The sequence below is a fragment of the Pseudomonas pichavaramensis genome (assembly GCF_050473265.1).
In the GTDB taxonomy this organism is placed as follows: Bacteria; Pseudomonadota; Gammaproteobacteria; order Pseudomonadales; family Pseudomonadaceae; genus Aquipseudomonas.
Genome location: NZ_JBJKFJ010000009.1, coordinates 191,611 through 216,972, shown reverse-complemented (window position 1 = coordinate 216,972; position 25,362 = coordinate 191,611). Strand labels below are relative to the sequence as shown.

Genomic DNA, 25,362 nt, shown 5'->3' with positions numbered 1-25,362 from the left:
GATGGATTCTCGATTCACTTGCAGAGAGTTAAACGGTGACCAGCACGTCGCTGGTCGAGTCCGGTTTGCCAGTTGCACTGGCGCCGGTGGTGATGCTAGCTGCCTGTACCGTCTCCTCGGCCAGCCAGGCCTGACGCGGCTGCCCCTGCTGACGGCCGCCCTGGGCATCGGCGGAAACCTGCACGTTGACCTGCACGAAGTTCTGCCCGACCAGTTCCTGCCGCAGACGATCACTGGTTTGCTGCAACAGACGGGCGACATCGGCATTGGCGGCCGAAAGCTGCACGCTGAGGCGTCCGGACTCGTGGCTGAGGAAGATCTCCAGACTGCCCAGCTCCGGCGGATCGAGGCGGATGGTGGCGTTCTGGATACGCTGGTTGATCTGCAGATCCACATGCTCACGCAGGCTGTTGAGCATCTGCTCGCCCCATTGCGCCTGCGGTGCATGCAGCTTGAGGTGGCGCTCTGCGGCTGGCGCGGCGGCCGTTGCCTGAGTTGCGGCAGGGCTGGCAACCCCGACCTTGTCGCCGTCACTGGCAGCGCCCGGCAGACGCTCAAGGGTGGGTATCTCGACGGTGTCCGCTACGTTCGGTTGAGATGCCATCTGTACGGCAACCTCAGTGGCCACCTGCGATACCGGGGGCGCTACCTGGGCTTGCGCGCTCAGTACTGGCGCGACAGCGGAAGTGCCCGTCGTGCTGTGCGGCTGTTTTGGCAACGGCTCGCGCACGGGGGGCTGAGCCTGCACCAGGAGCTCGTCCGGCAGGGCATCGCCTTGCTCGTCATGCTCCAGCTCCTCGGCATCACGATCAGGCTCTTGCGGCTGCGCCTCGCGCGCCTCGATACGCACGGCCTGCTGACCAAGAACACCCGCCAGCCACTGCTCGGCGTCCGCCTCGGTCAGACGGATCTGCGGCGCTGCAGCACTGTCACTGTCGGGAAGCGCAGGCTGCGCAGCCACGAAACCCTGCACGGCCATCTGCAGGTCGAAGACCGCAGAGGTGTCCGTCCCGCTCGGTGCCTGAGCGAAACCTGCCGGCAGGGCATCGGCGCCCTGACCGGCAGGGCTGGCCTGGACGTTCGGATTGATCAGCTGCAGCACGTTCATCTCCCACCTTGAAACAAGTCGACGCGCATATACGCGCTACGCCCTTCGGCATATTCCAGATGCGTCAGCAACAGGCGACGCAGGCGTTCGCACTCCTCGGCGCAGGCGATCCGGGCCTGTCCGTGCAGCCGTTGCAAACGACGCTTGGCCTCGCCCGCCTCGTCGCTGAGCGACGGCAGGCCGGCAAGCAGCTGCAGACAGGCACGAATGCGCTCGTCGATCTCGCCGATCCGCGTCCAGTCGCCCTGCTCCAGCGCCTCGGCCAACTGGCCGTGTAGCTGCTGCAGCGCGCGCACTTCACTTGCGTGCGGCATTCACGCCTTCCCAGCCTTCACGCAGCACGCCGAGCAAACCGACCACCTCGTCCAGCCCCTCCAGGGACAGGCTGACGCTGACGTCGGAGAGCCGGTAGATGCAGTAGTCGTAGAGGCGTGCCAACCCCTGCACCAGCTCGCCGCCGTTCTCGTAGTCGAGTGCACCATTGAGGCCATTGAGAATGTTCAGGCACTTCTCCAGCGACTGGCCCTTCTGCTGATAACGCTTGGCTTCGATATGGCCACGGGCGCGCGCCAGCTCGTCGAGCAGGCCGTCGAACAGCACCAGCACCAGTTCGTAGGGCGAAGCAGCGGCGGCGCGCGCCTCGAGGTCGACGGTGCGATAGCTGTCGTAACTTTCGTTGAGGTTGTAGGCACTCATCAGAACATTCCGTAGGTCTGTTCCATCGCCGCCATGGTCTGCATGAGACCGGTGTACTGACGGAGATAGCGGGCGTAATAGGAGTCGTACTGCTTCTGGATGTTGTCGAACTGCTGATCGACGCGGCGCAGCTGGGTGTTGAGCGTGTCCTTGCGATTGGTCAGCACGCCACCGGCGCTGCTGGTGTAAACCGCCAGGTTCTTGTCCAGGGTCTCGAGCAGGTTGCCCTTGTCGGTGAACAGTTTCTCGAAGCCGTCCGGGTTGGCCGCCACCGCCTTTTCGAAACGGGCGTTGTCGATGGTCAGCTTGCCGGAGCGGTCGGCGACGATGCCGAACTCGGTGAGGCTGGCGCCGCCGAACGAGGTGCGCACCAACTGGTTGAGCATGGTCTCGATGGCGCGCACGCTGGCATCGCCAGCCAGAGGCCCACGGCTACCGCTTTCGCCGCCACTGGCGGTCAGCGAGTCGAAGCTGCTCATCAGGGTATTGAACGCGCTGACGAAGGACTGCGCCTTCTCCTTGGTCGCCTTCTGGTCCTGACCGATTTCGATGGTCAGCGGGGTATCGCCGCTCTGGTGAGCCTTGCTGAACGTCAGGCTGACACCATCGATGATGTTGTCGAAGGTGTTGCTGCTACTGGTCAGCTCGATGCCGGTTTCGCCGCCCAGACGCACGATCGCATCCTTGGCCACGGACAGTTCCTGGCGCCCCGCCACGGCGCTATCGAACGCCGTGTTGCCGCTGCTGCTGAGGCTGATGGCCTGGTCGGCGCCGGTATTCTCGCTGGTCAGCACCAGGTTGACCTGGCCATTGCTGCGCACCAGTGTGGCCTTCACACCGCTGTTGTCGGGCGCGCTGTTGATGGAAGCCGCCAGCTCGTCGAGGGTCGTGACCGAACTCAGATCGATATTGAACGACTCGCTGCCCTGACCCAGGGTCAGACTGCCACTGCCCAGGTCACCATCCTGCAGCCCTTGCAGGGCGAGCTGGCTCTTGCTGGCCAACTGCTGGACGAAGAAGTCGTAACTGCCCGCCACTGCCTTGCTCTCCACGGTAGCCGTGGCATAGCCCTCCTGGCTGTAGCTTGCGCTGTTGACCAGCATGCTGCTGCCGGCGAGCTTGAGGCCACTGGCCGCGCTCTTGAATGCCTTCAGCGCAGTGTCCAGGGACGTCAGGGCATTGAGTTGAGCCTTGTATGCATCCTGGTTGCGATTGGCCTTGGCCAACTGCCCCTGAATCTCATACTGGGCCAGTTGGGTCGCCATGCTTTGTACGTAATCTGAATCGATAGCCATAGTCGGACACCCGTTTTCCTGAGTGATAGCAATAGCGGTGCCAACAAACTAAGCCATTGATATTTAAGGCTTTAAGCTAACCGCCAGGTGAAAGATCCTTTCCGCTCACAGGGCGACGAACGACGAGCGGAAGGCCTGCTTCCGCCTGCGTCGCGCAGAAGGCGGACGTGCTTCTTACACAGGCGACGCAGCAGGGCCCTGGCTTAAGGGAATGGGGAAAGCAGTGCAGTAATGGCCTAGATGCTGCGAGGCGCGGAGTGGCACTGCGGGAGCGGCTGGGCGGCATTCCGCTTCAGCGGTGATATGGCGGATAACGCCGTAACCCCTGATCGCGGATAAATCCGCTCCTACAGAATCGGGGGGGCAGGGAAGACTGCGCTGGATCGTGGGAGAAGCTTTAGCCGCGACCTGAGCAAGCGCAGCTAAAGCCTTGCGACACCTGCCGCTTACTCGCCACCGACGGCGAAGTTGGGCAGGCTGTTGACCGGCTGGCGGAACTTGAAGGGAATGGACTCGACGGCCAGGCCGATATTGCGCTGAACCACGAAATGCAAATGTGGGCCCGTGCTGTTGCCGGTGTTGCCGGAACGCGCCAGCAGGCTGCCGGTTTCCACGCGCTGGCCCTCGCGCACACTGACCGAGCCCTTCATCAGGTGCAGATAGACACCCATGGTGCCGTCGTCATGCAGGATACGCACGAAATTGCCGGCAGGATTGTTGCCGCGCCCGCTCTGCTGATTTTCGGTCTTCACCACCATGCCCGCGCGCGCAGCCACGATTGGCGTGCCTTCGGGCATGGCGATATCCACGGCGTAGCGGCCCTTGGCCGTGAAGTGGCTGTAGGTACCGTTGGCGCCCTGAGTCTGACGGAAAGGACCGCCCCGCCAGGGCAGAGGATAGCGATGGATGCTCGGCTGCAAGCGCGGATCGCCGAGGGCATAGTGAAGTTTCGGCTTGTAGCGCAGGGGCTTGGAGGCGTCCTGCGGGGTCAGCGTGGCCAGGCGAATATTGCTGCGCGGCGGCAGCACCCAGCGAATCGGCTTGTCCGGCGCACCGATGGCGTTCTGTACCTGCTCCAGCTTCAGTTCGATCTCCACGGGCGCGTAAAGATCGTTGCGAATCAGCAGGGTTTCGCCCGCTTCGTGCTTCTTGGTTTCCAGCTTCACCTGGTTGTCCAGGCGCTCGACCATGCGGTCGTTGAACACGAATACCTGCGCGCCAGGCGCCGCCTGGTCGCTATAGGTCACTACGCCGTTCGAGTCGACGTATTTATAAACGGTCAGCGCGGCTGCCTGGCCACAAAGGACCAGCAGACTGCAGAGAATGATCAAACGCCCTAGCATAACGACTCGGATCTTATGGCTTTTTGCTATCCGGATTGAAAAGACTAGCAGCGCAGGATCGTACGTGCGAGCTACCGACCGTCAGGCTGTGAACCGGCTCACCGCCATTGGTCGGCATGGCTCGCCAGATCCCCCGGATTGCATCCGGGCTACAGCCCTCACAAGAACCGCACGCCCTGTGGCCTGGATCCAGCTCGGACAGCCTGGTGAATGCCGCAGGACGGGGCGCTACTTACGGTATCCGTACAGGCTGATACGGGTATCGACTATGCGCCGGGGACAAAATGCTTTTGCGCCGTGCCGCGTGCGATCAGCCGCGACAGGTAGTCGAGCTTCTGCGGGTCGCGATCGACGAACCTGAAGGTCAGTTGCAGCCACTCGCTATCGGGCTTGGGCTCGAACGCCGCAACGGCGTGCAGGTAGCCATTGAGACGGGCCGTTTCCGCCGCCTCGCCCTGCTCCAGATCCAGCACTGCACTTTCCAGCACCTGGGGCAACGCATCGCTGCGTTTGACCACCAGCAGCGCCTCCTTGAGGCTCAGCGCCTTGATCACGCAGGCCATGCTGCCGCTCGGCAAACGCAACTGGCCCTGACCGCGCCCGGCCGGCGCCTTGCTCACGGGCGCGGGGGCCGGTTTGGCGAAGGCTGCAGCCGGTTCCGATGCGGCCGGCGTCGGAGTACTGGGTTTGACCACCTCGGCCTTACCGCCAGTCAGGGCGGCCAAGGAATCGTTGGCAAAGCCACCGCTGCTCAGCATCTTCGGCGGCGCACTGGCGGCAAGGGCTTGTAACTTGCCGGCACGGCTCAACGCCTTCTTCACCTTGGTGACCAGTTGCTCGTTGGAGAACGGCTTGCCGATGTAATCGGAAACACCGGCCTGAATCGCCTGTACCACGTTCTCCTTGTCGCCACGGCTGGTGACCATGATGAAAGGCGTGGTTTTCAGATTATCCTGCTCGCGGCACCAGGTCAGCAGCTCGAGGCCGGACATCTCCGGCATTTCCCAGTCACAGAGAATCAGGTCGACTGTCTGTCGTCCCAGCAGTTGCTGAGCCTTGCGGCCGTTGACCGCTTCCTCGATCTGCACGCCCGGGAAGTGATCACGCAACCCTTTCTTGACCAGATCACGGATAAAGGTCGCGTCATCCACCACCAGCACACTGACTTTGCTCATCGGCCTCTCCTGTACGAATGGCAGTAAGCATAGTCATGGCCAATGGCCTAAGGCCAACGGAAAACGCCCGGCAGCGAACAATTCGCGCAAACGAAACGGCCCGGGAAGTCCCGGGCCGCATGAGCAGAACCGAGATCAGCCCTCGGTTTTGCCCTCGACCTCTTCACGCATACGGGTCAGGCCTATGTGGCGTACATCGGTACCGCGCACCAGGTAAATCACCAGTTCGGCGATGTTGCGCGCATGGTCGCCGATGCGCTCCAGCGAACGCAGCACCCAGATCACGCTGAGCACACGGGAGATCGAGCGCGGGTCTTCCATCATGTAGGTGACCAGCTCACGCAGCGCGGTCTTGTACTCGCGATCGACGGTCTTGTCGTACTGCGCCACGGACAGGGCCAGGTCGGCATCGAAACGGGCGAAGGCGTCCAGCGCCTCCTGCACCATACGGCGCACCTGGTCGCCGATATGACGTACCTCGACATAGCCACGCGGCGACTCGCCCTCTTCGCACAGCTGGATGGCGCGCTTGGCGATCTTGGTCGACTCGTCACCGATGCGCTCCAGATCGATCACCGATTTGGAGATGCTGATGATCAGACGCAGGTCGGACGCCGCCGGCTGGCGACGGGCAAGAATGCGTACGCACTCCTCGTCGATGTTGCGCTCCATCTGATTGATCTGGTCATCGATCTCACGCACCTGCTGGGCCAGGCCGGAGTCGGCCTCGATCAGCGCGGTGACGGCGTCGTTGACCTGTTTTTCCACCAGGCCGCCCATGGCCAGCAGGTGGCTGCGCACCTCTTCCAACTCGGCGTTGAACTGCTGGGAGATATGCTGCGTAAGATTGTCTTTGTTGATCATGTTTCGCTCCGCGAAAGTCCGGGTAGGGTGCGCCGTGCGCACCACAGGGCAGCTGCAAGCGGTGCGCACAGCGCACCCTACGGGGTCAAATCAACCGTAGCGACCGGTGATGTAGTCTTCTGTCTGCTTCTTGGCCGGGTTGGTGAACAGCGTGTCGGTATCACCGAACTCGATCAGCTTGCCCATGTACATGAACGCGGTGTAGTCGGAGACGCGCGCCGCCTGCTGCATGTTGTGGGTCACGATGACGATGGTGTACTTGCTCTTCAGTTCGTAGATCAGCTCTTCGACCTTCAGCGTGGAGATCGGGTCGAGTGCCGAGCAAGGTTCGTCGAGCAACAGCACTTCCGGCTGCACCGCCACGGTACGGGCAATCACCAGACGCTGCTGCTGACCACCGGAGAGGCCCAGTGCCGAGTCATGCAGACGGTCCTTGACCTCGTCCCACAGCGCCGCGCTCTTCAGCGCCCACTCCACCGCTTCGTCGAGCACGCGCTTGCTGTTGATGCCCTGGATGCGCAGGCCATACACCACGTTCTCGTAGATGCTCTTGGGGAAAGGGTTGGGCTTCTGGAACACCATGCCGACACGACGACGCAGCTCGGCGACGTCCTCACCCTTGCGGTAGATGTTGCGGCCGTCGATGTTGATCTCGCCATCGACACGGCAACCGTCGACCAGGTCGTTCATGCGGTTGAAGGTACGCAGCAGGGTCGACTTGCCGCAGCCCGACGGGCCGATGAAGGCGGTCACGCGCTGCTTGGGGATGTCCATCTTGACGTCGAACAGCGCCTGCTTCTGACCGTAGAACAGGTTCAGGCCCGGTACTTCGATGGCCGTGGTTTCGTCGGCCAGGCTCAGGCTCTGCTTGTCGCGGCCAAGGGCGGCCAGATCGATACCGTGGGTATGGGCTTCGTGTTGCATAAACTCACTCCGTTCGTAGCTACAAGCTGCAAGCTGCGCACCGGCGGTGCGCCACTCGTAGCTGCGTTAGTGATCCAGCGCCTTGTACTTCTCGCGCAGGTGGTTACGGATATAGACCGCGGTCAGGTTGAGCAGGGCGATGACGATCACCAGCAGCAACGCGGTTGCATAGACCAGCGGGCGGGCCGCTTCTACGTTGGGGCTCTGGAAGCCGACGTCGTAGATGTGGAAGCCCAGGTGCATGATCTTCTGATCCAGGTGCAGATAAGGGTAGTTGCCGTTCAGCGGCAGGCTCGGCGCCAGCTTGACCACGCCCACCAGCATCAGCGGTGCCACCTCACCGGCGGCGCGTGCCACGGCGAGAATCAGGCCGGTCATCATCGCCGGGCTGGCCATCGGGATGACCACCTTCCACAGCGTTTCGGCCTTGGTCGCACCAAGCGCCAGCGAACCTTCACGCACGGCACGCGGAATACGCGCCAGGCCTTCCTCGGTGGCGACGATGACCACCGGCAGGGTGAGGATCGCCAGGGTCAGCGAGGCCCACATCAGGCCCGGCGTACCGAAGGTCGGCGCCGGTGCGGACTCGGGGAAGAACAGTTGGTCGATGGAGCCGCCCAGCACGTAGACGAAGAAACCGAGACCGAACACGCCGTAGACGATCGAGGGCACGCCAGCCAGGTTGTTCACGGCGATGCGGATCACCCGGGTCAGGGCGCCCTGGTGTGCATATTCGCGCAGGTAGACCGCGGCGATCACACCGAACGGGGTGACGATCACCGCCATCAGCATGACCATCAGCACGGTGCCGAAGATGGCCGGGAAGATGCCGCCCTCGGTGTTGGCCTCACGCGGCTCGGCGCTGACGAACTCCCACACCTTCATGGCGTAGAAGCCGAGCTTGTCGAAGGTGCCCATGGCATTCGGGCGGAAGGCGCGAACGATCTTGCCCAGAGCGATCTCGGTCTGCCGACCATCGCTGGCAGTCAGGGTCACGCTGTCGCGGTTGATCTGCTGGTGCAGCGCCACCATGCGCTCTTCGAGCACCTTGTATTCGGCATTCAGCGCATCGCGACGGGCATCCATGTCGGCCTGGGCGGCGGCGTCGAGCTTGTCCTGCAGCTGCAGCTTGCGCCCTTCCAGACGAATGCGCTCCAGGCCATGGTTGATGCGGCCGATGTCGCTCTTCTCCAGACGCACCAGCTGCGTGTGCAGCTCGTCGACGCGCTCCAGACGCTCGAGCAGTTGCGCCCAGGCGGCATCGCCCTCGGCGACCACCTGGCCGCTTTCCTTGACGTTGATCAGGTTGCCGTAGAAGTTGCCCCACTCGCGGCGCTCCAGCACGGTAATTTCCGCCGGCATGCGCTGGTTGCTCAGCCATTCGCCGACCACCCAGGTGAAGTCCGCGCCGAACAGCTCGCGGTTACCCACCTTGAGCAGCTCGCGGGTCATGAACTCGCCGCCCTCTGCGGTCACCGGCAGGCCGGCAGCGGCCAGGCGTGCGCGCGGCACTTCCTCGACCTGTACCACCTCGCCGAGCATCACCCGAGCTTCCTGGCCCGGAATCTGATAATCGGCCTCGATGATATCCGCCGGCCAGAAGTGACCCAGGCCGCGCGTGGCGATTACCGCCAGCAGGCCAAGGGTCATGATGATGGCAATGGCGACCGCGCCACCGCTCATCCACACGCCCGGGGCGCCGCTCTTGTACCAGGATTTCAGGTTGTTCTGTTTCACGGCATCACACCTTGAATGAAATCATTCTTTACCTCCCCTCTCCCGCTTGCGGGAGAGGGGCCGGGGGAGAGGGCTCGTGATTTCACACAACCCTCTCCCGCCCTGCGGGCACCCTCTCCCATGAATGGGAGAGGAGTATCTTGCTCCCCTCTCCCGCTTGCGGGAGAGGGGCTGGGGGAGAGGGCTTAGGCACGCGCCTGCACCACCCTCTCCCGCCCCTTCGGGGCACCCTCTCCCATGAATGGGCGAGGGTCATCAGTTGGCCTGCTACGCAGGCACTTTTTTACAGGCTCGAATACTTGGTACGCAGACGCTGGCGAATCAGTTCGGCCAGGGTGTTCATCACGAAGGTGAACAACAGCAGTACCAGGGCAGCGAGGAACAGTACGCGGTAGTGGGTACCGCCGACTTCCGACTCGGGCATTTCCACCGCGACGTTGGCCGCCAGGGTGCGCATGCCTTCGAAGATGTTCACGTCCATGATCGGCGTGTTGCCGGTGGCCATCAGCACGATCATGGTTTCACCCACGGCGCGGCCCATGCCGATCATCAGCGCCGAGAAGATGCCCGGGCTAGCCGTCAGGATGACCACGCGGGTCAGGGTCTGCCAGGGCGTGGCGCCCAGCGCCAGCGAGCCGAAGGTCAGGCTCTTGGGCACGCTGAACACGGCGTCTTCGGCGATCGAATAGATGTTCGGGATCACCGCGAAGCCCATCGCCAGGCCGACCACCAGGGCGTTGCGCTGATCGAATGGAATGCCCAGATCGTTGGACAGCCACAGACGCATGTTGCCGCCGAACAGCCAGTTTTCCAGGTGACCGCTGATGGCGATGGAGAACCAGCCCACGGCGATCACCACCGGAATCAGCAGCGCCGCTTCCCAACCATCGGGCACACGGTGACGCACCGACTCAGGCAGCTTGGTCCAGAGGAAACCGAACAGCAGGATGCCCACTGGCGTCAGCAACAACAGGCTGAATATCCCGGGTAGGTGATTTTCCAGGAACGGCGCGAGGAACAGACCGGCGAAGAAGCCGAGGATCACCGTCGGCAGCGCCTCCATCAGCTCGATCACCGGCTTGACCTTGGTGCGCATGCGCGGCGCCATGAAGTAGGCGGTGTAGATCGCGGCGGCCACTGCCAGCGGCGCCGCCAGAAGCATGGCGTAGAAGGCTGCCTTGAGCGTACCGAAGGCCAGCGGCGACAGGCTCAGCTTGGCTTCGAAGTCGGTGTTGGCCGAGGTCGACTGCCAGACGTAGTCCGGTTCCGGATAGCTTTCGTACCAGACCTTGCCCCACAGCGAGCTCCAGGAAATCTCCGGGTGCGGGTTGTCGACCACGAAGCGCTGCAGCTTGCCGTCATCCTCGACCAGCACGCGGGTGGCGCGCGGCGACAGCGCAGCGATAGAAGAGCCTTCGGCCACTTGCTGCTTGAGCAGGGTGCGGTGTGCGGTGCTGTGGAAAATGCCCAGCAAGCCACTGTCATCGAGCGCCATGAAGCCCTTGCGGCGCTCCTCAGGCAGGATCTGAGTGACCGCGCTGCTGCCCAGCTGGAAGCTGCGGATCGACTGGAAGGTGGACTTGCCGTCCTTGTCACGCACCATGAACCACTGCTGAATGCCGCCCTTGGCATCGCCGATCATGATGGAGATGCCGCCGAGCAGGCTGGTGGCGCTGGTAACGCGGTTGGAGGCGTCCTTGAGCAGGTCGTAGCGGCCGTTGAGGGCACGTTTGCGCAGGTCGAAGACGTCGGCGTTGGCGTCGCCATTGAGGACGTAAAGCCATAGCTGGCGTGGATCGAGAATCAGCTGATTGATCGGCTCGCCGATCTGCGGCAGGTTGATGCGCTCTTCGCTGACGCTGACCTCGCCGGTGAACAGGTTTTCTTCACGGCCGAGGCTGATCAGATGCAGCTCGCTGCCGGTGGAGCCGGCCAGCATCAGGGTGCCGCTGTTGAGATTCAGCGCCACATGCTCCAGCGGACGACCTTGCGGGTCGATCTCGATCGGCGTCTCGCCGTAGGGGTATTCGATCTGCGGCGCGATGGTGCGCACGTTGTTTGGGTAGCTGATCTTGTAGTTGTGCTGGATCACCAGCGCCTGACCGTTGCTCAGGCCCAGCGCCACACGGCGGCTACCTGGCTGGTCCTGCGCGACCGAAGCGACGCTGACACCTTCGGGCAGCGGCAGCTGTACACGCTGCAGCGCTTCACCGCTCTTGACCTCGAAGAACTGCACCGCACCGGTGGCATCCAGGCGCATGGCCACCTGATTCTGCTCCTCGACGGCCAGCATCAGGGCAGCCGGAGCGTCAGCCAGCCAGGCTGGCTGCTGCGCCTTGCGCGCATCCAGTTCGGCGCCCTGGAACATCGGCAGCACGACATGCGCCAGGTAGAAGAAGATCAGGGTGATCGCACCCAGTACAGCCAGACCACCGACGGAGACGTACCAGCGCGCCATGCGATCCTTGAGGGCACGCAGGCGACGCTTGCGTTGCAGGGCGGGGGTGTTGAAGTCGATCCCCAGTGGGTTCTGTGAGCGATTCACGGATTCGTTTGCCAAGTCATTCATGCGAGAAGTCTCTGCGCGGGCTCAAGTGCAGCGCATAGGGCTGTCCAGGCTTGTCAATCTAGCGAGCTTGTATGACAGAAAGGTTACAGTCGCCTGACATGACGAAGCCCACCACTCGAAGGGAGTGGCGGGCTCTGCCGACCGTCAGATGAAAATCAGTTGGCCGGCATCGTCAGGCGCTGCGATTACAGGCCCAGTTCCTTCATGGTCTTCTCGACCACTTTGGACGGCAGCGGGATGTAACCATCCTTGACCACCACTTCCTGACCCTGCTTGGACAGCACCAGCTTGACGAACTCGGCGTCCAGCGGGCTCAGCGGCTGGTTCGGCGCCTTGTTCAGGTAGACGTAGAAGAAGCGAGCCAGCGGGTACTTGCCGGACAGCGCGTTGGTTTCGTTGGCTTCTTCAACCTGGCCGTTCTTGTCGACCAGCGGCACAGCGCGGACGCTGGAGGTCTTGTAGCCGATGCCCGAGTAACCGATGGCGTTCAGGGTGCTGGAGATCGACTGCACCACGGAAGCCGAACCCGGCTGCTCGTTGACGTTGGAGCGGAAGTCGCCTTTGCACAGGGCTTCTTCTTTGAAGTAGCCGTAGGTACCGGATACCGAGTTACGACCGAACAGCTGAATCGGCTTGCTCGCCCACTCGCCGGTCAGACCCACGTCGCCCCAGGTTTTCAGGTCTTTGTCTTCGCCGCACAGACGAGTGCTGGAGAAGATCGCGTCAACCTGATGCATGGTCAGCGACTTGACCGGGTTGTCCTTGTGCACGAATACGGCCAGGGCATCGATGGCAACCGGAACGGCGGTCGGCTTATAGCCGTACTTTTCTTCGAAAGCCTGGATTTCGCTGTCCTTCATCGGACGGCTCATCGGGCCCATGTTGGCGGTGCCTTCGGTCAGCGCGGGTGGCGCGGTGGAGGAACCAGCGGCCTGGATCTGGATGTTGACGTTGGGGTAGTTCTTTTTGAACTCTTCGGCCCACAGGGTCATCAGGTTGGCCAGCGAGTCGGAACCGACGCTGGACAGGTTACCCGATACACCGGAAGTCTTTTCATAGGTCGGCAGAGCCGGGTCGACGGCGGCTACAGCAGATACGGCGCTTACGCCAGCGGCGGCGAAAGTCAGGGCCGCCATCAAACGCTTCAGTTTCATGCCTTGCTCCTAGCAGGATAGTGTTGGATGGAACGGGCCCAAGTATCTGCAGGCCACGTGAACACTCTATGAAACGAATGTGACAGTTAAATGAACGCCTGCGACTTTCTCCCTACCCCATGAAAAAGCCCCCGTACGCATGGCGTACAGGGGCTTGGTTCGGTGCGCTGCGCCCTTACTGCATGTCCTGCTTCAACGCACGCATGCGATTGTGACAAGCACGAACCTTGGGCATTTCCACTGCCAACAGTGCACGCACATCATTGTCCGAGCTCTCCAGAGCGTCTTCGAAGGCATGCAGGATGCGGTCTTCGGCCTCTTCCAGCTGGGCCACGTAGGTGGCCTCTTCATCCTTGGCCAAAGTCGCGCGGGTGTCGGCGTATACCTGACGCAGCTTACCCAGCATGGTGCCACCGGAAGCCGGCTCGCTCTGATTGGCCGCGACCTTGACGCTCAGCGCGTCGATCACTTCGGTCTTGGCGCGGACCATGTCACGGAACAGCGCCTGCAGGCGGATGTCCTTGACCTCTTCGTGGGCATGCTCGTAGAAGCGCTTGCCGTCACGGGTGATCTCGATCAGTTCGTTAAGTTGTGCGGTCTTGCTGCTCATGGAATGACTCCTTGGCTATGGGACTTGCGGGTTACTGGCCGCCCATTGCGGCCAGATGGGAAATTCAGCTGCTGATAAGCAGTGCATCGGCATCCACGCCGCGTACACCGCGGATGTTGCGGGCGATCTCGACCGCCAGGCGCTTCTCGGCGCTGCTCAGCACGCTGCCGCGTAGGCTGACCAGACCGTCATCGGTGTTCACCGCAATATTCATCGCGTCCAGATTACGGCTGTAGAGGAAGCTGGCCTTCACCTTGCTGGTGATCCAGCTGTCGCTGATGTTCTCGCGAGCCTCGTCGACGGCGGTCTGCACCTCGCTGCTGTCGCTGTCGGCAGTGCTGACGCTGAGGTGATTGAAGACTTCAGCCACACCATCGGTATTGGCCGCCAGCTGCCCGGCCAACTCCTTGGCCGCCGGCGTTTGCGCATGACCACTGAGGGTAATCTTGCCGGCTTCGCTCTTGACCTGGATATCCAGGCCACGGGTGTTGCTGTTCCACAGCAGCTTGGACTTCACCGTCGCTGCCAGGCTGGCATCCTCCAGTCGCTGCACCAGACCCGGCGGGTTGCCCTCAGCAGTTTCGCCAACGACCTCGATGCGATTGTCCACCGAGTCGATGCCATCTATGCTCATCGCCACCTGCTCGGCCAGGTCCTTCTGCACATCGTTTTCGACCTGGCCGGTGAGCGTGGCCTCACCTTCCTCCACGTCGATGTCGAGCTTGAACGGGTTGAGGTGGCGATTGAGCGCGAAAGCAGTCCAGATCGAGCCTTCCTGGCGGGCAGCGTCCAATTGCGACACCAGCTGACCGTCCTCGGCCTGACTGACCAGGGGCGTCAGGCTCAACATCAGCGCCGTACTCGTCGCTAACAACAAAGGTTTGAACGGGGGCATGAATTCACTCCTGTTCGTGGATCGATACAAGGAACATCGCAAGCTGCGTGCCAGCCGTTAAAACAATATAAATTCGTTAAAATTCAAATACTTAATTGAAATCACGGCATTCTGCTGGCATGCAGGGTGCAGTATCGACTTGTTCAGGCCGTGCAACTTGCACGGTTTTTACCTGACTAAGCTGCATCGACCAGCGACACGGAGCCACTACATGGCAGTTTCAGAGCAACCCAGCGGGCGCATTTTGCTGGTAGACGACGAGGCGGCAATCCTGCGCACCTTCCGCTACTGCCTGGAGGACGAGGGTTACGACGTTGCCGCCGCGAGCAGCACGGCGCAGGCCGAAGCACTGCTGCAACGACAGGTATTCGACCTGTGTTTCCTCGACCTGCGCCTGGGCGAGGACAACGGCCTGGACCTGCTGGCGCAAATGCGTATCCAGGCCCCCTGGATGCGCGTGGTGATCGTCACCGCCCACTCGGCCGTGGACACCGCCGTCGACGCCATTCAGGCCGGCGCCGCCGACTACTTGGTCAAACCCTGCACCCCGGACCAATTGCGCCTGGCGGCTACCAAGCAGCTGGAAGTGCGTACCCTGGCCGCGCGCCTGGAGGCGCTGGAAGGCGAGGTCAAGAAGGCCAAGGATGGTCTCGACTCGCACAGCCCGGCGATGATGGCGATCCTGGAAACTGCACGCCAGGTCGCCGGCACCGACGCCAACATCCTCATTCTCGGCGAGTCCGGTACCGGCAAGGGCGAGCTGGCTCGCGCCATTCATGGCTGGAGCCGCCGCGCCAAGCGCACCAGCGTGACCATCAACTGCCCGTCGCTGACCGCCGAACTCATGGAAAGCGAGCTGTTCGGCCACGCCAAAGGCTCCTTCACCGGCGCCAGCGAAAGCACCCAGGGGCGGGTCAGCCAGGCCGATGGCGGCACCCTGTTCCTCGACGAGATCGGCGATTTCCCGTTGACCCTGCAACCCAAGCTGCTGCGCTTCATCCAGGACAAGGAATACGAACGCGTGGGCGACCCGGTGACCCGGCGCGCCGATGTGCGCATCGTCGCTGCCACCAACCTGGACCTAGACGAGATGGTGCGCGAAGGCAAGTTCCGCGAAGATCTGCTCTACCGCCTCAATGTCATCACCCTCAAACTACCGGCCCTGCGCGAACGCCACGAGGATGTGATGACCCTGGCCGAGCGTTTTCTCGCCCGCTTCGTCAGCGAATATGCCCGCCCCGCCTGCGCCTTCAGCGAGGAAGCACAGGCCGCGCTGCAGGCCTATCACTGGCCGGGCAACATTCGCGAGCTGCGCAACGTCATCGAGCGCGCCAGCATCATCTGTCAGCAGGAGACCGTTGAGGTTGCCCACCTCGGCCTCGGCGGCAATGCCGAAGCCCCGAGCAGCACCATCCGAGTGGGCGCGCCAATGAGCCTCGAGGAGCTGGAGAAGGCGCACATTGCCGCCGTGCTGGCCAGCAGCAACACCCTCGATATGGCGGCCAAGACCCTGGGCATCGACAGCTCGACCCTCTACCGCAAACGCAAGCAATACAACCTCTAACCATGGGATGACCATGAAGCTGCCGATGAAGCTTCGAACCCGCTTGTTCCTGAGCATTTCCGCGCTAATCACTGTGGCCCTGCTTGGCCTGCTGCTGGGGTTGTTCAGTGTCACGCAGATGGCGCGCAGCCAGAGCGAGTTGATCCAACGTGGCTTCAATGCGGTGCAGATGGGACAGAAACTGCGCCAGCACCTCGGTGACGAACTGATCGTGCTGATCGGGCAGAACCCGGACCCGAATGAGCTCGATACAATTCGCCAGGCCTTCCGTGCCTCCCTGGCCGAGGGCCTGGAAGCCAATCTGGGCGAGCGTTACGAACAGGGCCTGGAAAAGGCAATGATGCTCTATGACCAGATGGAGCAGGCAGCCGACAGCGGTATGCGCGCAGGTCAGGCGCCATACAACCTGGTGGCTTATCCTCCCTTCACCGAGGCGTTCCAGCGCCTGCGCAACCACCTGCTGGACGAGCAGGACCATGTCGTCAGCTGGGTCATCGAGGCGGAGAACAAAGCCGGTGAACGCTCGCAACTGATCGCCGGGTTGCTGGTGTTGATGGGCCTGGCGGTACTGGCCATCGGCGTACTCACCGCGCACGGCATCGCCCGTCGCTTCGGTGCGCCCATCGACCTGCTGGCACGTGCCGCCGATCAGATCGGTCGCGGCCAGTACGATGTGGTGCTGCCGGTATCGCCTGTGGTGGAGCTGGCCGTGCTCAGCCGCCGCTTCGGCATGATGACCGAAGCTCTGCGCCAGTATCACTCCAGCAACCTCAACCAGTTGCTCAGCAGCGAGGGGCGCCTGAAGGCCGTGCTCGACAGCATCGACGACGGCCTGATCATTCTTGACGAACAAGGCCGCATTGAGCACGCCAATCCGGTTGCGCTACGCCAGCTGTCCTGGCACACCGAGATCCAGGGACAGGCTATCGGCCCCTTGTTACCCGGCCATGCCGTCGACGAAGCACTACGTCAGGTGCTCGCTGGTGAGACATTGAGCGAGCCCCCGGCCGACCTGCAGATCGAACGTGATGGCGAAACGCGCTTGCTGGCCTGGGCGCTCACACCGGTGCAGGTGCGCGAGGGCGGCAGCGTAGGTGGCGTAATGGTCCTGCGCGATGTCACCAAGCAGCGCGCATTCGAGCGGGTACGCAGTGAATTCATCCTGCGTGCCTCACACGAGTTGCGCACGCCCATTACCGGCATGCACATGGCGTTCAGCCTTCTACGCGAGCGTCTTACCCTGAAACCCGGCGGACGCGAGCAGGACCTGATGCGCACCGTCGATGAAGAGATGCAGCGACTGGTGCGCCTGATCGACGACCTGCTGAATTTCTCACGCTACCAGAATGGCGTGCAGACGCTGCAACGCCAGCCGCACGACCTGGCTGCGCTGCTCCAGCAGACCCTGCAACGCTTCTCAGACGAGGCCACAGAGCGCGAGGTGAGTCTGGATTGCGATGTGCACGAGCCTCTAGCGCATCTCAATGTCGACGCAGCGCAGCTGGAGCGCCTGCTCGACAACCTGATCAGCAACGCGCTGCGCTACAGCAACCCCGGCGACAAAGTGCTCCTGCAGGCACGCCGCCATGGCGAGCAGGTGATCATCAGCGTACAGGACGAGGGAGAAGGCATTCCCTTCGAACAGCAGTCGCGCATCTTCGAGCCATTCGTTCAGGTTGGCCGGCGCAAGGGCGGGGTCGGCTTGGGTCTGGCACTGGCGCGGGAGATCGTCCAGCTGCATGGTGGTCAGCTCAGCGTCCATTCGCGACCCGGCGAAGGCGCCAACTTCTATTTCAGCCTGCCGCTATGACGCAAAACGCTGCCCTCACCGTCTGAGGCCTGCCACATGCCGACGCCCGTTGCGGGCTGAAGACAATGCAAAACGGCCAGTCCCTGCTTCGGAACTGGCCGTTTTGTATAGGCAGCGTTACGCGATCATTACGCTGCCTGGCATGGCTGGAGAAACTCGCATCCTTGCGCGCCCCCTGTTGCCTGGTATCGCCCCGTTCAGCGCAGCACGGGGTCGAATTTGATGCGTCGCCCCAGCAACAGGGCGATCAGAAAGGCAAGGCCAAACAGCGCACCGGCAGCCTTGAGCAGCAAGGTGAAGGTCGTTTCCAGCCCCGGGCTCAGCCACAGCATGGCCAGGCTCAGGACAGTCATGATCAGCAGGACGATGGCACTTTTGGACACGGCAGATCTCCTCGTCGGTCAGAACACCCAGCGCGGGGTGCCAGTGGCGGGGCGCGGCTCACGGTTGGCGGTGGCCGTCTGGCCCTCGTCGGCGATGCGCAACCACTGACCGTCATCCTCAGCGCGGCGAGTGGCTGGCTGGCGCACGCTGCCGGCACCTTGCAAGTGCGCACCAACGCGAGACTCCCAGGCCTGGGAGTTGGAAAGCGTCAGCTCGGCGGTGCGGGCAACGGCGCCCGCCGAACCAGTGAAATCATTGGCGTAAGCCCCGTTGACCAGCAATGCAGCGACGCAAAACAGACTCAGTCGGACGAGGTTCATGACGCTTCTCCATCAGCAGATCAGTCGGGGGCTTACAAGACCGATATTGCAGCGTGCATGCCAGCTCTTACCTCTAAAAATATCTTTATAAATCAATGGCTTATATAAACATCAAAAGGCCGGCTCAATGCACTTTGCAAGATGCATGAATTGCGACACGTGCAAATTGCACGATCAAGCGTTGCGCGGCAGCACGACGCTGAAACATGACCCCTCGCCAGGGCGGCTGTTCAGCTCGATACGCCCGCCATGGGCCTGGACGATCTGCTCGCTGATGAACAGGCCAAGCCCCAGTCCCTGGGCAACGCCACTGTCACTGACCCGCTCGAATTGCTCGAACACGCGTCGCTGATCCTCCTCGGAAATACCCAGCCCCTGATCACGCACCTCGGCGCGAACGACATCGGCCTCTACCGTCACCTGCACAGATACCGGCTTGCCGCCGCCGTAGCGCAGCGCGTTGGTCAGCAGGTTGGCCAGCACCTGCTCGATGCGGAACTCATCCATCATCACCGGCGCGGGACCTTGCACATGCAACTCGATCTGGCTACCGGAGTTGGCAAACTGGGCGGCCATGCTCTCCACCACATTGCCGGCCAACACGCCAAGGTCACCCGGCTGCGGGCGCACCGAGAGCTTGCCGGTACGAATCCGCGAGACGTCGAGCATGTCGTCGATCAAGCGACTGAGGCTGCGGATCTGGCGCTCGTCGCGAGTGACCATTTCGCGCAATTTGTCCGGCGTGAAAGCATCCTCACGGCCCTGCTCGAGGCGCAGCTTGCGCAGCTGCACATCGAGAATCAGACCGTTGAGCGGCGTGCGCAGCTCGTGAGAGGCGATGGACATGAAAACGTCGCGCATCTGCACGGCTTTCTGCAGCTCGCCCTGAGTCTCGCGTAGCGCGGCGAGCAACGCCTCCTGCTCACGCCGCGCCGCCTCGACCACTTCCAGCTGCATGCTCAGCGCCTTACGGTGGCGATACAGTTCCACGAACATCGACACCTTGCTGCGTACCTCGAACGGCGACAACGGCTTGTGCAGGAAGTCCACCGCGCCGCTCTCGTAACCGCGGAAGGCATAGTCCATGTCGCGGCCAACAGCGCTGACGAAGATGATCGGAATGTGTTTGGTCTTCTCCGTACCACGCATCAGCTCGGCCAGTTCGAAGCCGTTCATGCCGGGCATCTTTACGTCGAGGATAGCCAGCGCGAACTCGTGCTCGAGCAACAGCGACAAGGCTTCATCGGCGCTGTTGGCCTCGAACACCGTACGGTCCTCGCTCTGGATCAACGAGCGCAGCGCCAGCAGGTTCTCCGGCAGATCGTCGACGATCAATACCTTGGCTTCAATCTTCTTCAGCATGGCGGGGCATCCAGTTCAGCCAGCAGCACACGCATGGCATCGAGAGTCAGTAAGAAATCCGGCTGTAACAGCGCCAGGGCTGCATTGGGCATAGTCGGCACCTGAGCGTCAGCGGGGTCCTGCACCAGGCTCAGGCCACCGGCATCGTGCACCGCCAGCAGGCCGGCGGCGCCGTCCTCGTTGGCGCCGGTCAGCAGCGCCGCAGCCAGGTGCTCGCCGTAGGCGTCGGCAGCGGATTCGAAGAGGATGTCGATCGAAGGCCGCGAGAAATGCCGCGGTTCTTCGCGACTCAGGGAGAAGCTGCGGTCATTCTCGATCGACAGGTGATAACCGGCTGGCGCCACATAGACCACGCCAGCGCGCAGGTACTCCTTGTCCTCGGCCTCCTTGACCGGCAATTGCAGTCGCCGCGCCAGCAGGTCGGCCAACAGGCTGTCATTGCTGTCCGGCACATGCAGCAGACACACCACCGGCAGGCGGTAGCCCGGCGCAAGCCGCTCCAGCAACAGCAGCAAGGCCTCCACGCCGCCGGCCGAAGCGCCGATCAGCAGCGCCTGCAACGGCGCACGCACCTGCCCTCGCAGGTTGATCCGCGGCGCGCTCATCGCTTGCGGAAGATCCGCTCGGGGCGCGAAACCGCCTCGAACTGCTGAGCGTAGGCGGAGAAATCCAGGCTTTCCTTGCTGCCCAGTCCGAGGAAGCCGCGGTGACAGAGAGACTCGTGGAACAAACCCAGGGCACGATCCTGCAGTTCGCGGTTGAAGTAGATCAGCACGTTGCGGCACGACACCAAGTGCGTTTCGGCAAACACGCTGTCGGTGGCCAGGCTGTGATCGGCGAAGGTCACGTTGTTACGCAGAAATTTGTCGAACAGCACCCGGTCATAGGCCGCCGAGTAGTAGTCGGAGAAGGACTGCTTACCGCCCGAGAGCTGGTAGTTCTGGGTATAAGTACGCAGGTTGTCGAGGGCGAAAATGCCCTGCTCGGCCTTTTCCAGCGAATGCGGGTTGATGTCGGTGGCATAGATCATGGTGCGTTCCAACAGGCCTTCCTCATGTAGCAGGATGGCCAGGGAATACACCTCTTCTCCGGTGCTGCAGCCGGCTACCCAGATCTTCAGCGACGGGTAGGTGTGCAGCAGCGGCACCACCTGCTGACGCAGGGCGAGAAAATAGTCGGGGTCGCGGAACATCTCGCTGACCGGGATGGTGAGGTACTGCAGCAGCTGCATGAAGGCCTGCGGCTCGTGCAGGATGCGCTCCTGCAGCGCCGAGATGGTCGGACATTCCAGCTGCACCTGCGCCTGGCGCACGCGGCGCTTCAGCGAGGCCTTGGAATAGTCGCGAAAGTCGTAGCTGTAGCGCAGGTAGATCGCCTCGATCAGCAGGCGCAGCTCGATTTCGTCTGGCATCACAGACGCTCCAGCTTGGGCATCCACACCCGGATCAGGGAGAACAGACGATCCAGATCGATGGGCTTGGCCAGGTAATCGTTGGCGCCAGCCTCACGGCAGCGCTCCTGATCATCCTTCATCGCCTTGGCCGTCACCGCGATGATCGGCAGGTTCTTCCAGCGCGGCTCCATACGGATCTGCCGGGTGGCCTCGTAGCCGTCCATCTCCGGCATCATCACGTCCATCAGCACCAGGTCGATATCCTCGTGCTCACGCAGCTTGGCCAGCGCCTCGATGCCGTTGCGCGCGACTTCCACCGCAGCGCCCTTCTGCTCGAGTGCGCTGGACAGGGCGAAAATATTGCGCACGTCATCGTCCACCAGCAACAGACGCCGGCCCTCGAACAGCTTGTCGCGGCTGCGCGCGGTCTTGAGCATTTTCTGGTGCTCGCTGGACAGCTCAGCCTCGACCTTGTGCAGGAACAGGGTGACTTCGTCGAGCAAACGCTCCGGCGAGCGCGCGCCCTTGATGATGATCGAACGCGAATACTTGAGCAGTTCGGCTTCCTCGTCGCGGGTCAGGTTGCGCCCGGTGTAGACGATCACCGGCGGGAAGGAGCAGATGTCCTCCTCAGCCATGCGCCGCAGCAACTCGTTGCCCTGCATATCAGGCAATTTGAGGTCGATGATCATGCAGTCGAAGACGGTTTCGCGCAGCTTGTCCAGCGCCTCGCCGGCCAGGGCCACAGCGGTGATTTCAATATCGTCGTCACCGATCAGACGGGCCATGCTGTCGCGCTGCAGCGGGTCGTCCTCGACCAGCAGCACACGTTTGACCTGCTGATTGAGCTTGGCCTCGAGCTTGCCGAACACGTCCTTGAGCTGATCACGGCTGGTCGGTTTCAACGCGTAGCCGACCGCGCCCAGATGCAGGGCCGCTTCACTGTGGTCGTCCACCGACACCACGTGCACGGGAATATGCCGGGTCTGCGCGTCGTCCTTCAGGCGTTGCAGTACGCCGAGACCGGAACCGTCGGGCAGGCGCATGTCGAGCAGGATGGCGTCCGGACGGAATTGCCGCGCCAATTCCAGGCCTTCGTCGGCGCAGTTTGCAACCAGACAGGCATATCCCAGTTCGTGGGCCAGGTCGAAGAGGATGCGCGCGAAGCGCACCTCGTCTTCGACCACCAGCACCCGACGCCCACCCCGCTCGGCCAGGTGCTCGCGATCATCGGCAAAGGATGCTGGCGCTCGCGGCGCCTTGGGTAGAGCAGCCGGCGCATCGCTCACCACCGGCACTGGGGCAGGCAGCGGGGCGAGTTCAAGCGGCTTGGCCTGCACGCCGGTCTCGACCATCTGCTCAGGCAGCAGCAGCGTGAAAGTGCTGCCCTCGCCAGGAGCACTCTCGATACTGATCGAGCCGCCCAGCAGCCCGGCGAGATCACGTGAAATGGACAAGCCCAGGCCAGTGCCGCCATAGCGCCGGTTGGTGGTGCCGTCGGCCTGGCGGAAGGCATCGAAAATCACCTGTTGTTGATCCAGCGCGATGCCGATGCCGCTGTCCCGCACGGCAAATGCCAGCGTCTGCGAGTCGTGCCGTGAAACGCGCAAGGTGACGCCACCGCGCTCGGTGAACTTGAAGGCATTGGACAGCAAGTTGCGCAGAATCTGTTCGGCACGCTGCCGATCGGTGAACAGCACCTGCGGCAACTCGCCCTGCTGTTCGATCTCGAAGCTCAGGCCACGCTGGCCCGCCATGGGCCCGAATACATCGCGCAGGCCTTCGAGCATGCTGCTCAGCGGCGTACGCTCGGGACGGACCTCGAGTTTGCCGGCCTCGACCTTGGCGATGTCGAGAATATCGTTGATCAGGTTGAGCAGATCATTGCCTGCCGAGTAGATCGACTCGGCGAACTTGACCTGCTCGTCGCTGAGGTTGCCGGCCGTGTTCTCTGCCAGCAGCTTGGCCAGGATCAGCGAACTGTTCAATGGCGTGCGCAGCTCATGGCTCATGTTGGCGAGAAACTCTGACTTGTAGCGGCTGGCCCGCTGCAGCTCCTCGGCACGCTCCTCCAGCTGCGCCTGGATGCGCCCCAGCGTGGTGTTGCGCTGATCCAGTTCGTCGCGCTGATCAGCCAGCACCTGAGTCTGCTCGGCAAGCTTCTCGTTGGTCTGCTCCAGCTCGGCCTGCTGCGTCTCCAGATGAGCCTGCGACTCCTTGAGCACACGTGCCTGCTGCTCGAGCTCCTCGTTGGCCGCACGCAGCTCTTCCTGCTGGGTCTGCAGCTCTTCGTTGAGCTGCTGGGTCTCGCCAAGCACTTCCTGCAGACGCTGGCGGTAGCGCGCTGCTTCGAGGGCAGTGCCGACATTGCTGGCGATGGCTTCGAGAAACTCAAGATCGCGGGGCGCCAGTGGACGCATGAAGGCCAGTTCGACTACGCCGTTGATGCGATCCTCAGACTGCAGCGGCAGCAGGGCGACACTGACCGGCTGGCCCTCACCGAGGCTCGATGCGACCTTGATGTAATCGGCCGGCAGCGTGTCCAGATAGACCAGACGACGCCCCTGCGCCGCCTGACCAACCAGGCCTTCGCCACGGTAGAACTGTTCCTTGAGCCCGGCATCAGCACTGAAACCATAGCCGGCAACGCGCTGCAGATTGCCGCTCTTGGCGTCACGCAGGTACAGCGCCGCCACCACGCAACCTAAGTACTCGGCAAGAAATTCCAGCGAGCGGTCAGCCAGTTCCTGTACCCGTGGCTGGCCCAGCATGCGCTCGGCCAACTGAGTCTGCCCGCTTCCCAGCCAGGCACGGTGATTCTGCTCGGCGGCGTAATCCGCCTGCCTGGCCATGGCATGCGCATAAGTCTGCGACAGGTTGAGCAGTTCGCGGCGACCGAACAGCGCGAGCAAGGCGCTGAACAGAACGCTGATCGCCAGATAGGTCCCGGCGCCCCAGGTACTGGTGCTGCTGACATCGGCATTGCGTCGCTGGCGCAGCTCGCGCTCGCTGTTGATGAAGGTGTCCAGCTCGCGGCGCATGCCATCCATGAGGTTCTTGCCGCGACCGCTGCCTACATCGTCCAGAAAGTCGCCGCCATCGCGACGACTGGCGATCACCTGTTCGGCATATTCGTCCCATTGCTGCTGCAGGGCGCGCAGGCGATCGACGCGTTGCGCCTGTGCCTGATTGTCGACCACGACATCGGCGAGTTGCTCGGTCAACGGACCGAACTTGCTGCGCGCGAGCTCATAGGGCGCAAGGTAGTTCTCGTCGCCACTGAGCAGAAAACCGCGCATGCCGGTTTCCATGTCGAGCGTCAGCTTGTAAACCTCGCTGGCCCGGTTGAGCACCTGGTCGGAATGCTCGACCCAACGGATCACGTTGAGCAGGTAGCCGATCAGTACCGCAAAGAAAAGGGCTCCTACCAACCCCAGGCCAAGCGGCAGCCCGACGTTACGATTGAGAATTCGACGAAAACCTGCCTCGTCCATTGCAGACTCATTCGACACTGGGACGTCCATTCGATGATTGTCTCGCTGCTTCTTATATGAAGGGGTGGCCTGTGGCACACTGACCGTACGCAGACTCGGAAGTTTGCCAAACATTTGCGTATTCTGCGCGCCGAACCGAGAGCCTTATGACCGACACCCCCGCCGCCGTACAGACCATTCTGCTGGTCGAGGACGATGATGTCGTTCGCCACCTTACCGCGGAAGTGCTCGAAGAGTTCGGTTATCGTGTGCATGCCCTGCGCGACGGCCCCAGTGCGCTGGACGTGCTGAACAGCGATCAGCCATTCGATCTGCTGATGAGCGACATCGGCCTGCCCGACATGGACGGACGCCAATTGGTCGAGGCCGCACGCCAATTGCGGCCCAACCTGCCGGTACTCTTTGCCAGCGGCTACGACGAGCGCGAGCTGCTCGAGCAGGTGCGCGCACGCGACAGCGGCGCTGCCACCGCCAGCATCGTCAAACCTTACGACTTCAAATTGCTGCTCAGCCGCCTGAACGAACTGCTTGGCAGCCCGCCGCAATAACCGAGCGCATCGCGCCGCAGGCGATTCTGTAATGCCGCAGGCACTGTCGTGCATTGCCGGTCATCAGGCTGATCGATAGCAGTTGCGGTCCGCTCGGCCCGGTTCCAGGCTAGGACG

At 62.5% G+C, this 25,362-nt stretch carries 22 protein-coding genes; 3 read left to right on the top strand and 19 right to left on the bottom strand.

The window, feature by feature from the left end; translation table 11 throughout:
• Nucleotides 1-28 precede the first annotated feature (28 nt).
• The 13 genes from ACJRW5_RS16455 to ACJRW5_RS16395 form a co-directional block, all read right to left on the bottom strand.
• Nucleotides 29-1,108, bottom strand: coding sequence for a flagellar hook-length control protein FliK (locus ACJRW5_RS16455; RefSeq protein WP_484571577.1), 1,080 nt, complete (start codon nucleotides 1,106-1,108; stop codon nucleotides 29-31).
• Nucleotides 1,105-1,422, bottom strand: coding sequence for a hypothetical protein (locus ACJRW5_RS16450; protein ID WP_484571576.1), 318 nt, complete (start codon nucleotides 1,420-1,422; stop codon nucleotides 1,105-1,107). The genes ACJRW5_RS16455 and ACJRW5_RS16450 overlap by 4 nt, the downstream gene beginning before the upstream one ends.
• Entirely contained in the window at nucleotides 1,406-1,804 is a 399-nt protein-coding gene (gene fliS / locus ACJRW5_RS16445) for a flagellar export chaperone FliS (RefSeq protein WP_484571575.1), read from the bottom strand. The genes ACJRW5_RS16450 and fliS overlap by 17 nt, the downstream gene beginning before the upstream one ends.
• Nucleotides 1,804-3,099, bottom strand: a complete 1,296-nt coding sequence (gene fliD / locus ACJRW5_RS16440; protein WP_484571574.1) for a flagellar filament capping protein FliD — start codon at nucleotides 3,097-3,099, stop codon at nucleotides 1,804-1,806. Before fliD ends, fliS begins: the two co-directional genes overlap by 1 nt.
• A gap of 446 nt (nucleotides 3,100-3,545) precedes the next feature.
• The gene (locus ACJRW5_RS16435) at nucleotides 3,546-4,442 is read right to left on the bottom strand and encodes a peptidoglycan DD-metalloendopeptidase family protein (protein WP_484571573.1); all 897 of its coding nucleotides are present in this window, start codon (nucleotides 4,440-4,442) and stop codon (nucleotides 3,546-3,548) included.
• A gap of 266 nt (nucleotides 4,443-4,708) precedes the next feature.
• The gene (locus ACJRW5_RS16430) at nucleotides 4,709-5,617 is read right to left on the bottom strand and encodes a response regulator (protein ID WP_484571572.1); all 909 of its coding nucleotides are present in this window, start codon (nucleotides 5,615-5,617) and stop codon (nucleotides 4,709-4,711) included.
• Nucleotides 5,618-5,752: 135 nt separating this feature from the next.
• Nucleotides 5,753-6,481, bottom strand: coding sequence for a phosphate signaling complex protein PhoU (gene phoU, locus ACJRW5_RS16425; protein ID WP_484571571.1), 729 nt, complete (start codon nucleotides 6,479-6,481; stop codon nucleotides 5,753-5,755).
• 90 nt (nucleotides 6,482-6,571) lie between these two features.
• The gene (gene pstB / locus ACJRW5_RS16420; RefSeq protein ID WP_047589620.1) at nucleotides 6,572-7,405 is read right to left on the bottom strand and encodes a phosphate ABC transporter ATP-binding protein PstB; all 834 of its coding nucleotides are present in this window, start codon (nucleotides 7,403-7,405) and stop codon (nucleotides 6,572-6,574) included.
• 66 nt (nucleotides 7,406-7,471) lie between these two features.
• Nucleotides 7,472-9,088 (bottom strand): phosphate ABC transporter permease PstA, encoded by a 1,617-nt coding sequence (pstA, locus tag ACJRW5_RS16415; protein ID WP_484571623.1) that lies wholly within the window; start codon nucleotides 9,086-9,088, stop codon nucleotides 7,472-7,474.
• A gap of 337 nt (nucleotides 9,089-9,425) precedes the next feature.
• A complete protein-coding gene (locus ACJRW5_RS16410) occupies nucleotides 9,426-11,711 on the bottom strand; it encodes an ABC transporter permease subunit (RefSeq protein ID WP_484571570.1) in 2,286 nt (761 codons plus the stop codon).
• A gap of 185 nt (nucleotides 11,712-11,896) precedes the next feature.
• Nucleotides 11,897-12,865, bottom strand: a complete 969-nt coding sequence (locus ACJRW5_RS16405) for a PstS family phosphate ABC transporter substrate-binding protein (protein WP_484571569.1) — start codon at nucleotides 12,863-12,865, stop codon at nucleotides 11,897-11,899.
• A gap of 175 nt (nucleotides 12,866-13,040) precedes the next feature.
• Complete coding sequence (locus tag ACJRW5_RS16400; RefSeq protein WP_484571568.1) at nucleotides 13,041-13,475, bottom strand: ferritin-like domain-containing protein; 435 nt, start codon at nucleotides 13,473-13,475, stop codon at nucleotides 13,041-13,043.
• 64 nt (nucleotides 13,476-13,539) lie between these two features.
• Nucleotides 13,540-14,370 (bottom strand): BON domain-containing protein, encoded by an 831-nt coding sequence (locus ACJRW5_RS16395; RefSeq protein ID WP_484571567.1) that lies wholly within the window; start codon nucleotides 14,368-14,370, stop codon nucleotides 13,540-13,542.
• Nucleotides 14,371-14,581: 211 nt separating this feature from the next.
• Between ACJRW5_RS16395 and algB the strand changes: the two genes are divergently transcribed.
• Nucleotides 14,582-15,934 carry a sigma-54-dependent response regulator transcription factor AlgB gene (algB, locus tag ACJRW5_RS16390; protein ID WP_484571566.1) on the top strand — a complete coding sequence of 451 codons (1,353 nt, stop codon included), beginning with the start codon at nucleotides 14,582-14,584 and terminating at the stop codon, nucleotides 15,932-15,934.
• Nucleotides 15,935-15,947: 13 nt separating this feature from the next.
• On the top strand, nucleotides 15,948-17,744 hold the full coding sequence (locus tag ACJRW5_RS16385) for an ATP-binding protein (protein ID WP_484571565.1): 1,797 nt from the start codon (nucleotides 15,948-15,950) through the stop codon (nucleotides 17,742-17,744).
• 197 nt (nucleotides 17,745-17,941) lie between these two features.
• Here the strand turns inward: ACJRW5_RS16385 and ACJRW5_RS16380 are convergent, their stop codons facing one another.
• The 6 genes from ACJRW5_RS16380 to ACJRW5_RS16355 form a co-directional block, all read right to left on the bottom strand.
• Entirely contained in the window at nucleotides 17,942-18,127 is a 186-nt protein-coding gene (locus ACJRW5_RS16380; RefSeq protein WP_484571564.1) for a PA3371 family protein, read from the bottom strand.
• 18 nt (nucleotides 18,128-18,145) lie between these two features.
• Nucleotides 18,146-18,448 carry a hypothetical protein gene (locus ACJRW5_RS16375; RefSeq protein WP_484571563.1) on the bottom strand — a complete coding sequence of 101 codons (303 nt, stop codon included), beginning with the start codon at nucleotides 18,446-18,448 and terminating at the stop codon, nucleotides 18,146-18,148.
• A 174-nt stretch (nucleotides 18,449-18,622) separates the two neighbouring features.
• Entirely contained in the window at nucleotides 18,623-19,810 is a 1,188-nt protein-coding gene (locus ACJRW5_RS16370; protein WP_484571562.1) for a hybrid sensor histidine kinase/response regulator, read from the bottom strand.
• On the bottom strand, nucleotides 19,804-20,415 hold the full coding sequence (locus ACJRW5_RS16365; RefSeq protein WP_484571561.1) for a chemotaxis protein CheB: 612 nt from the start codon (nucleotides 20,413-20,415) through the stop codon (nucleotides 19,804-19,806). Before ACJRW5_RS16365 ends, ACJRW5_RS16370 begins: the two co-directional genes overlap by 7 nt.
• Nucleotides 20,412-21,221 carry a CheR family methyltransferase gene (locus tag ACJRW5_RS16360; RefSeq protein WP_484571560.1) on the bottom strand — a complete coding sequence of 270 codons (810 nt, stop codon included), beginning with the start codon at nucleotides 21,219-21,221 and terminating at the stop codon, nucleotides 20,412-20,414. The genes ACJRW5_RS16365 and ACJRW5_RS16360 overlap by 4 nt, the downstream gene beginning before the upstream one ends.
• Nucleotides 21,221-24,697, bottom strand: coding sequence for a response regulator (locus tag ACJRW5_RS16355; protein WP_484571559.1), 3,477 nt, complete (start codon nucleotides 24,695-24,697; stop codon nucleotides 21,221-21,223). Before ACJRW5_RS16355 ends, ACJRW5_RS16360 begins: the two co-directional genes overlap by 1 nt.
• A 146-nt stretch (nucleotides 24,698-24,843) precedes the next feature.
• On the opposite strand from ACJRW5_RS16355, the gene ACJRW5_RS16350 reads away from it, so the two are divergent.
• The gene (locus ACJRW5_RS16350; RefSeq protein ID WP_484571558.1) at nucleotides 24,844-25,245 is read left to right on the top strand and encodes a response regulator; all 402 of its coding nucleotides are present in this window, start codon (nucleotides 24,844-24,846) and stop codon (nucleotides 25,243-25,245) included.
• Nucleotides 25,246-25,362 lie beyond the last annotated feature (117 nt).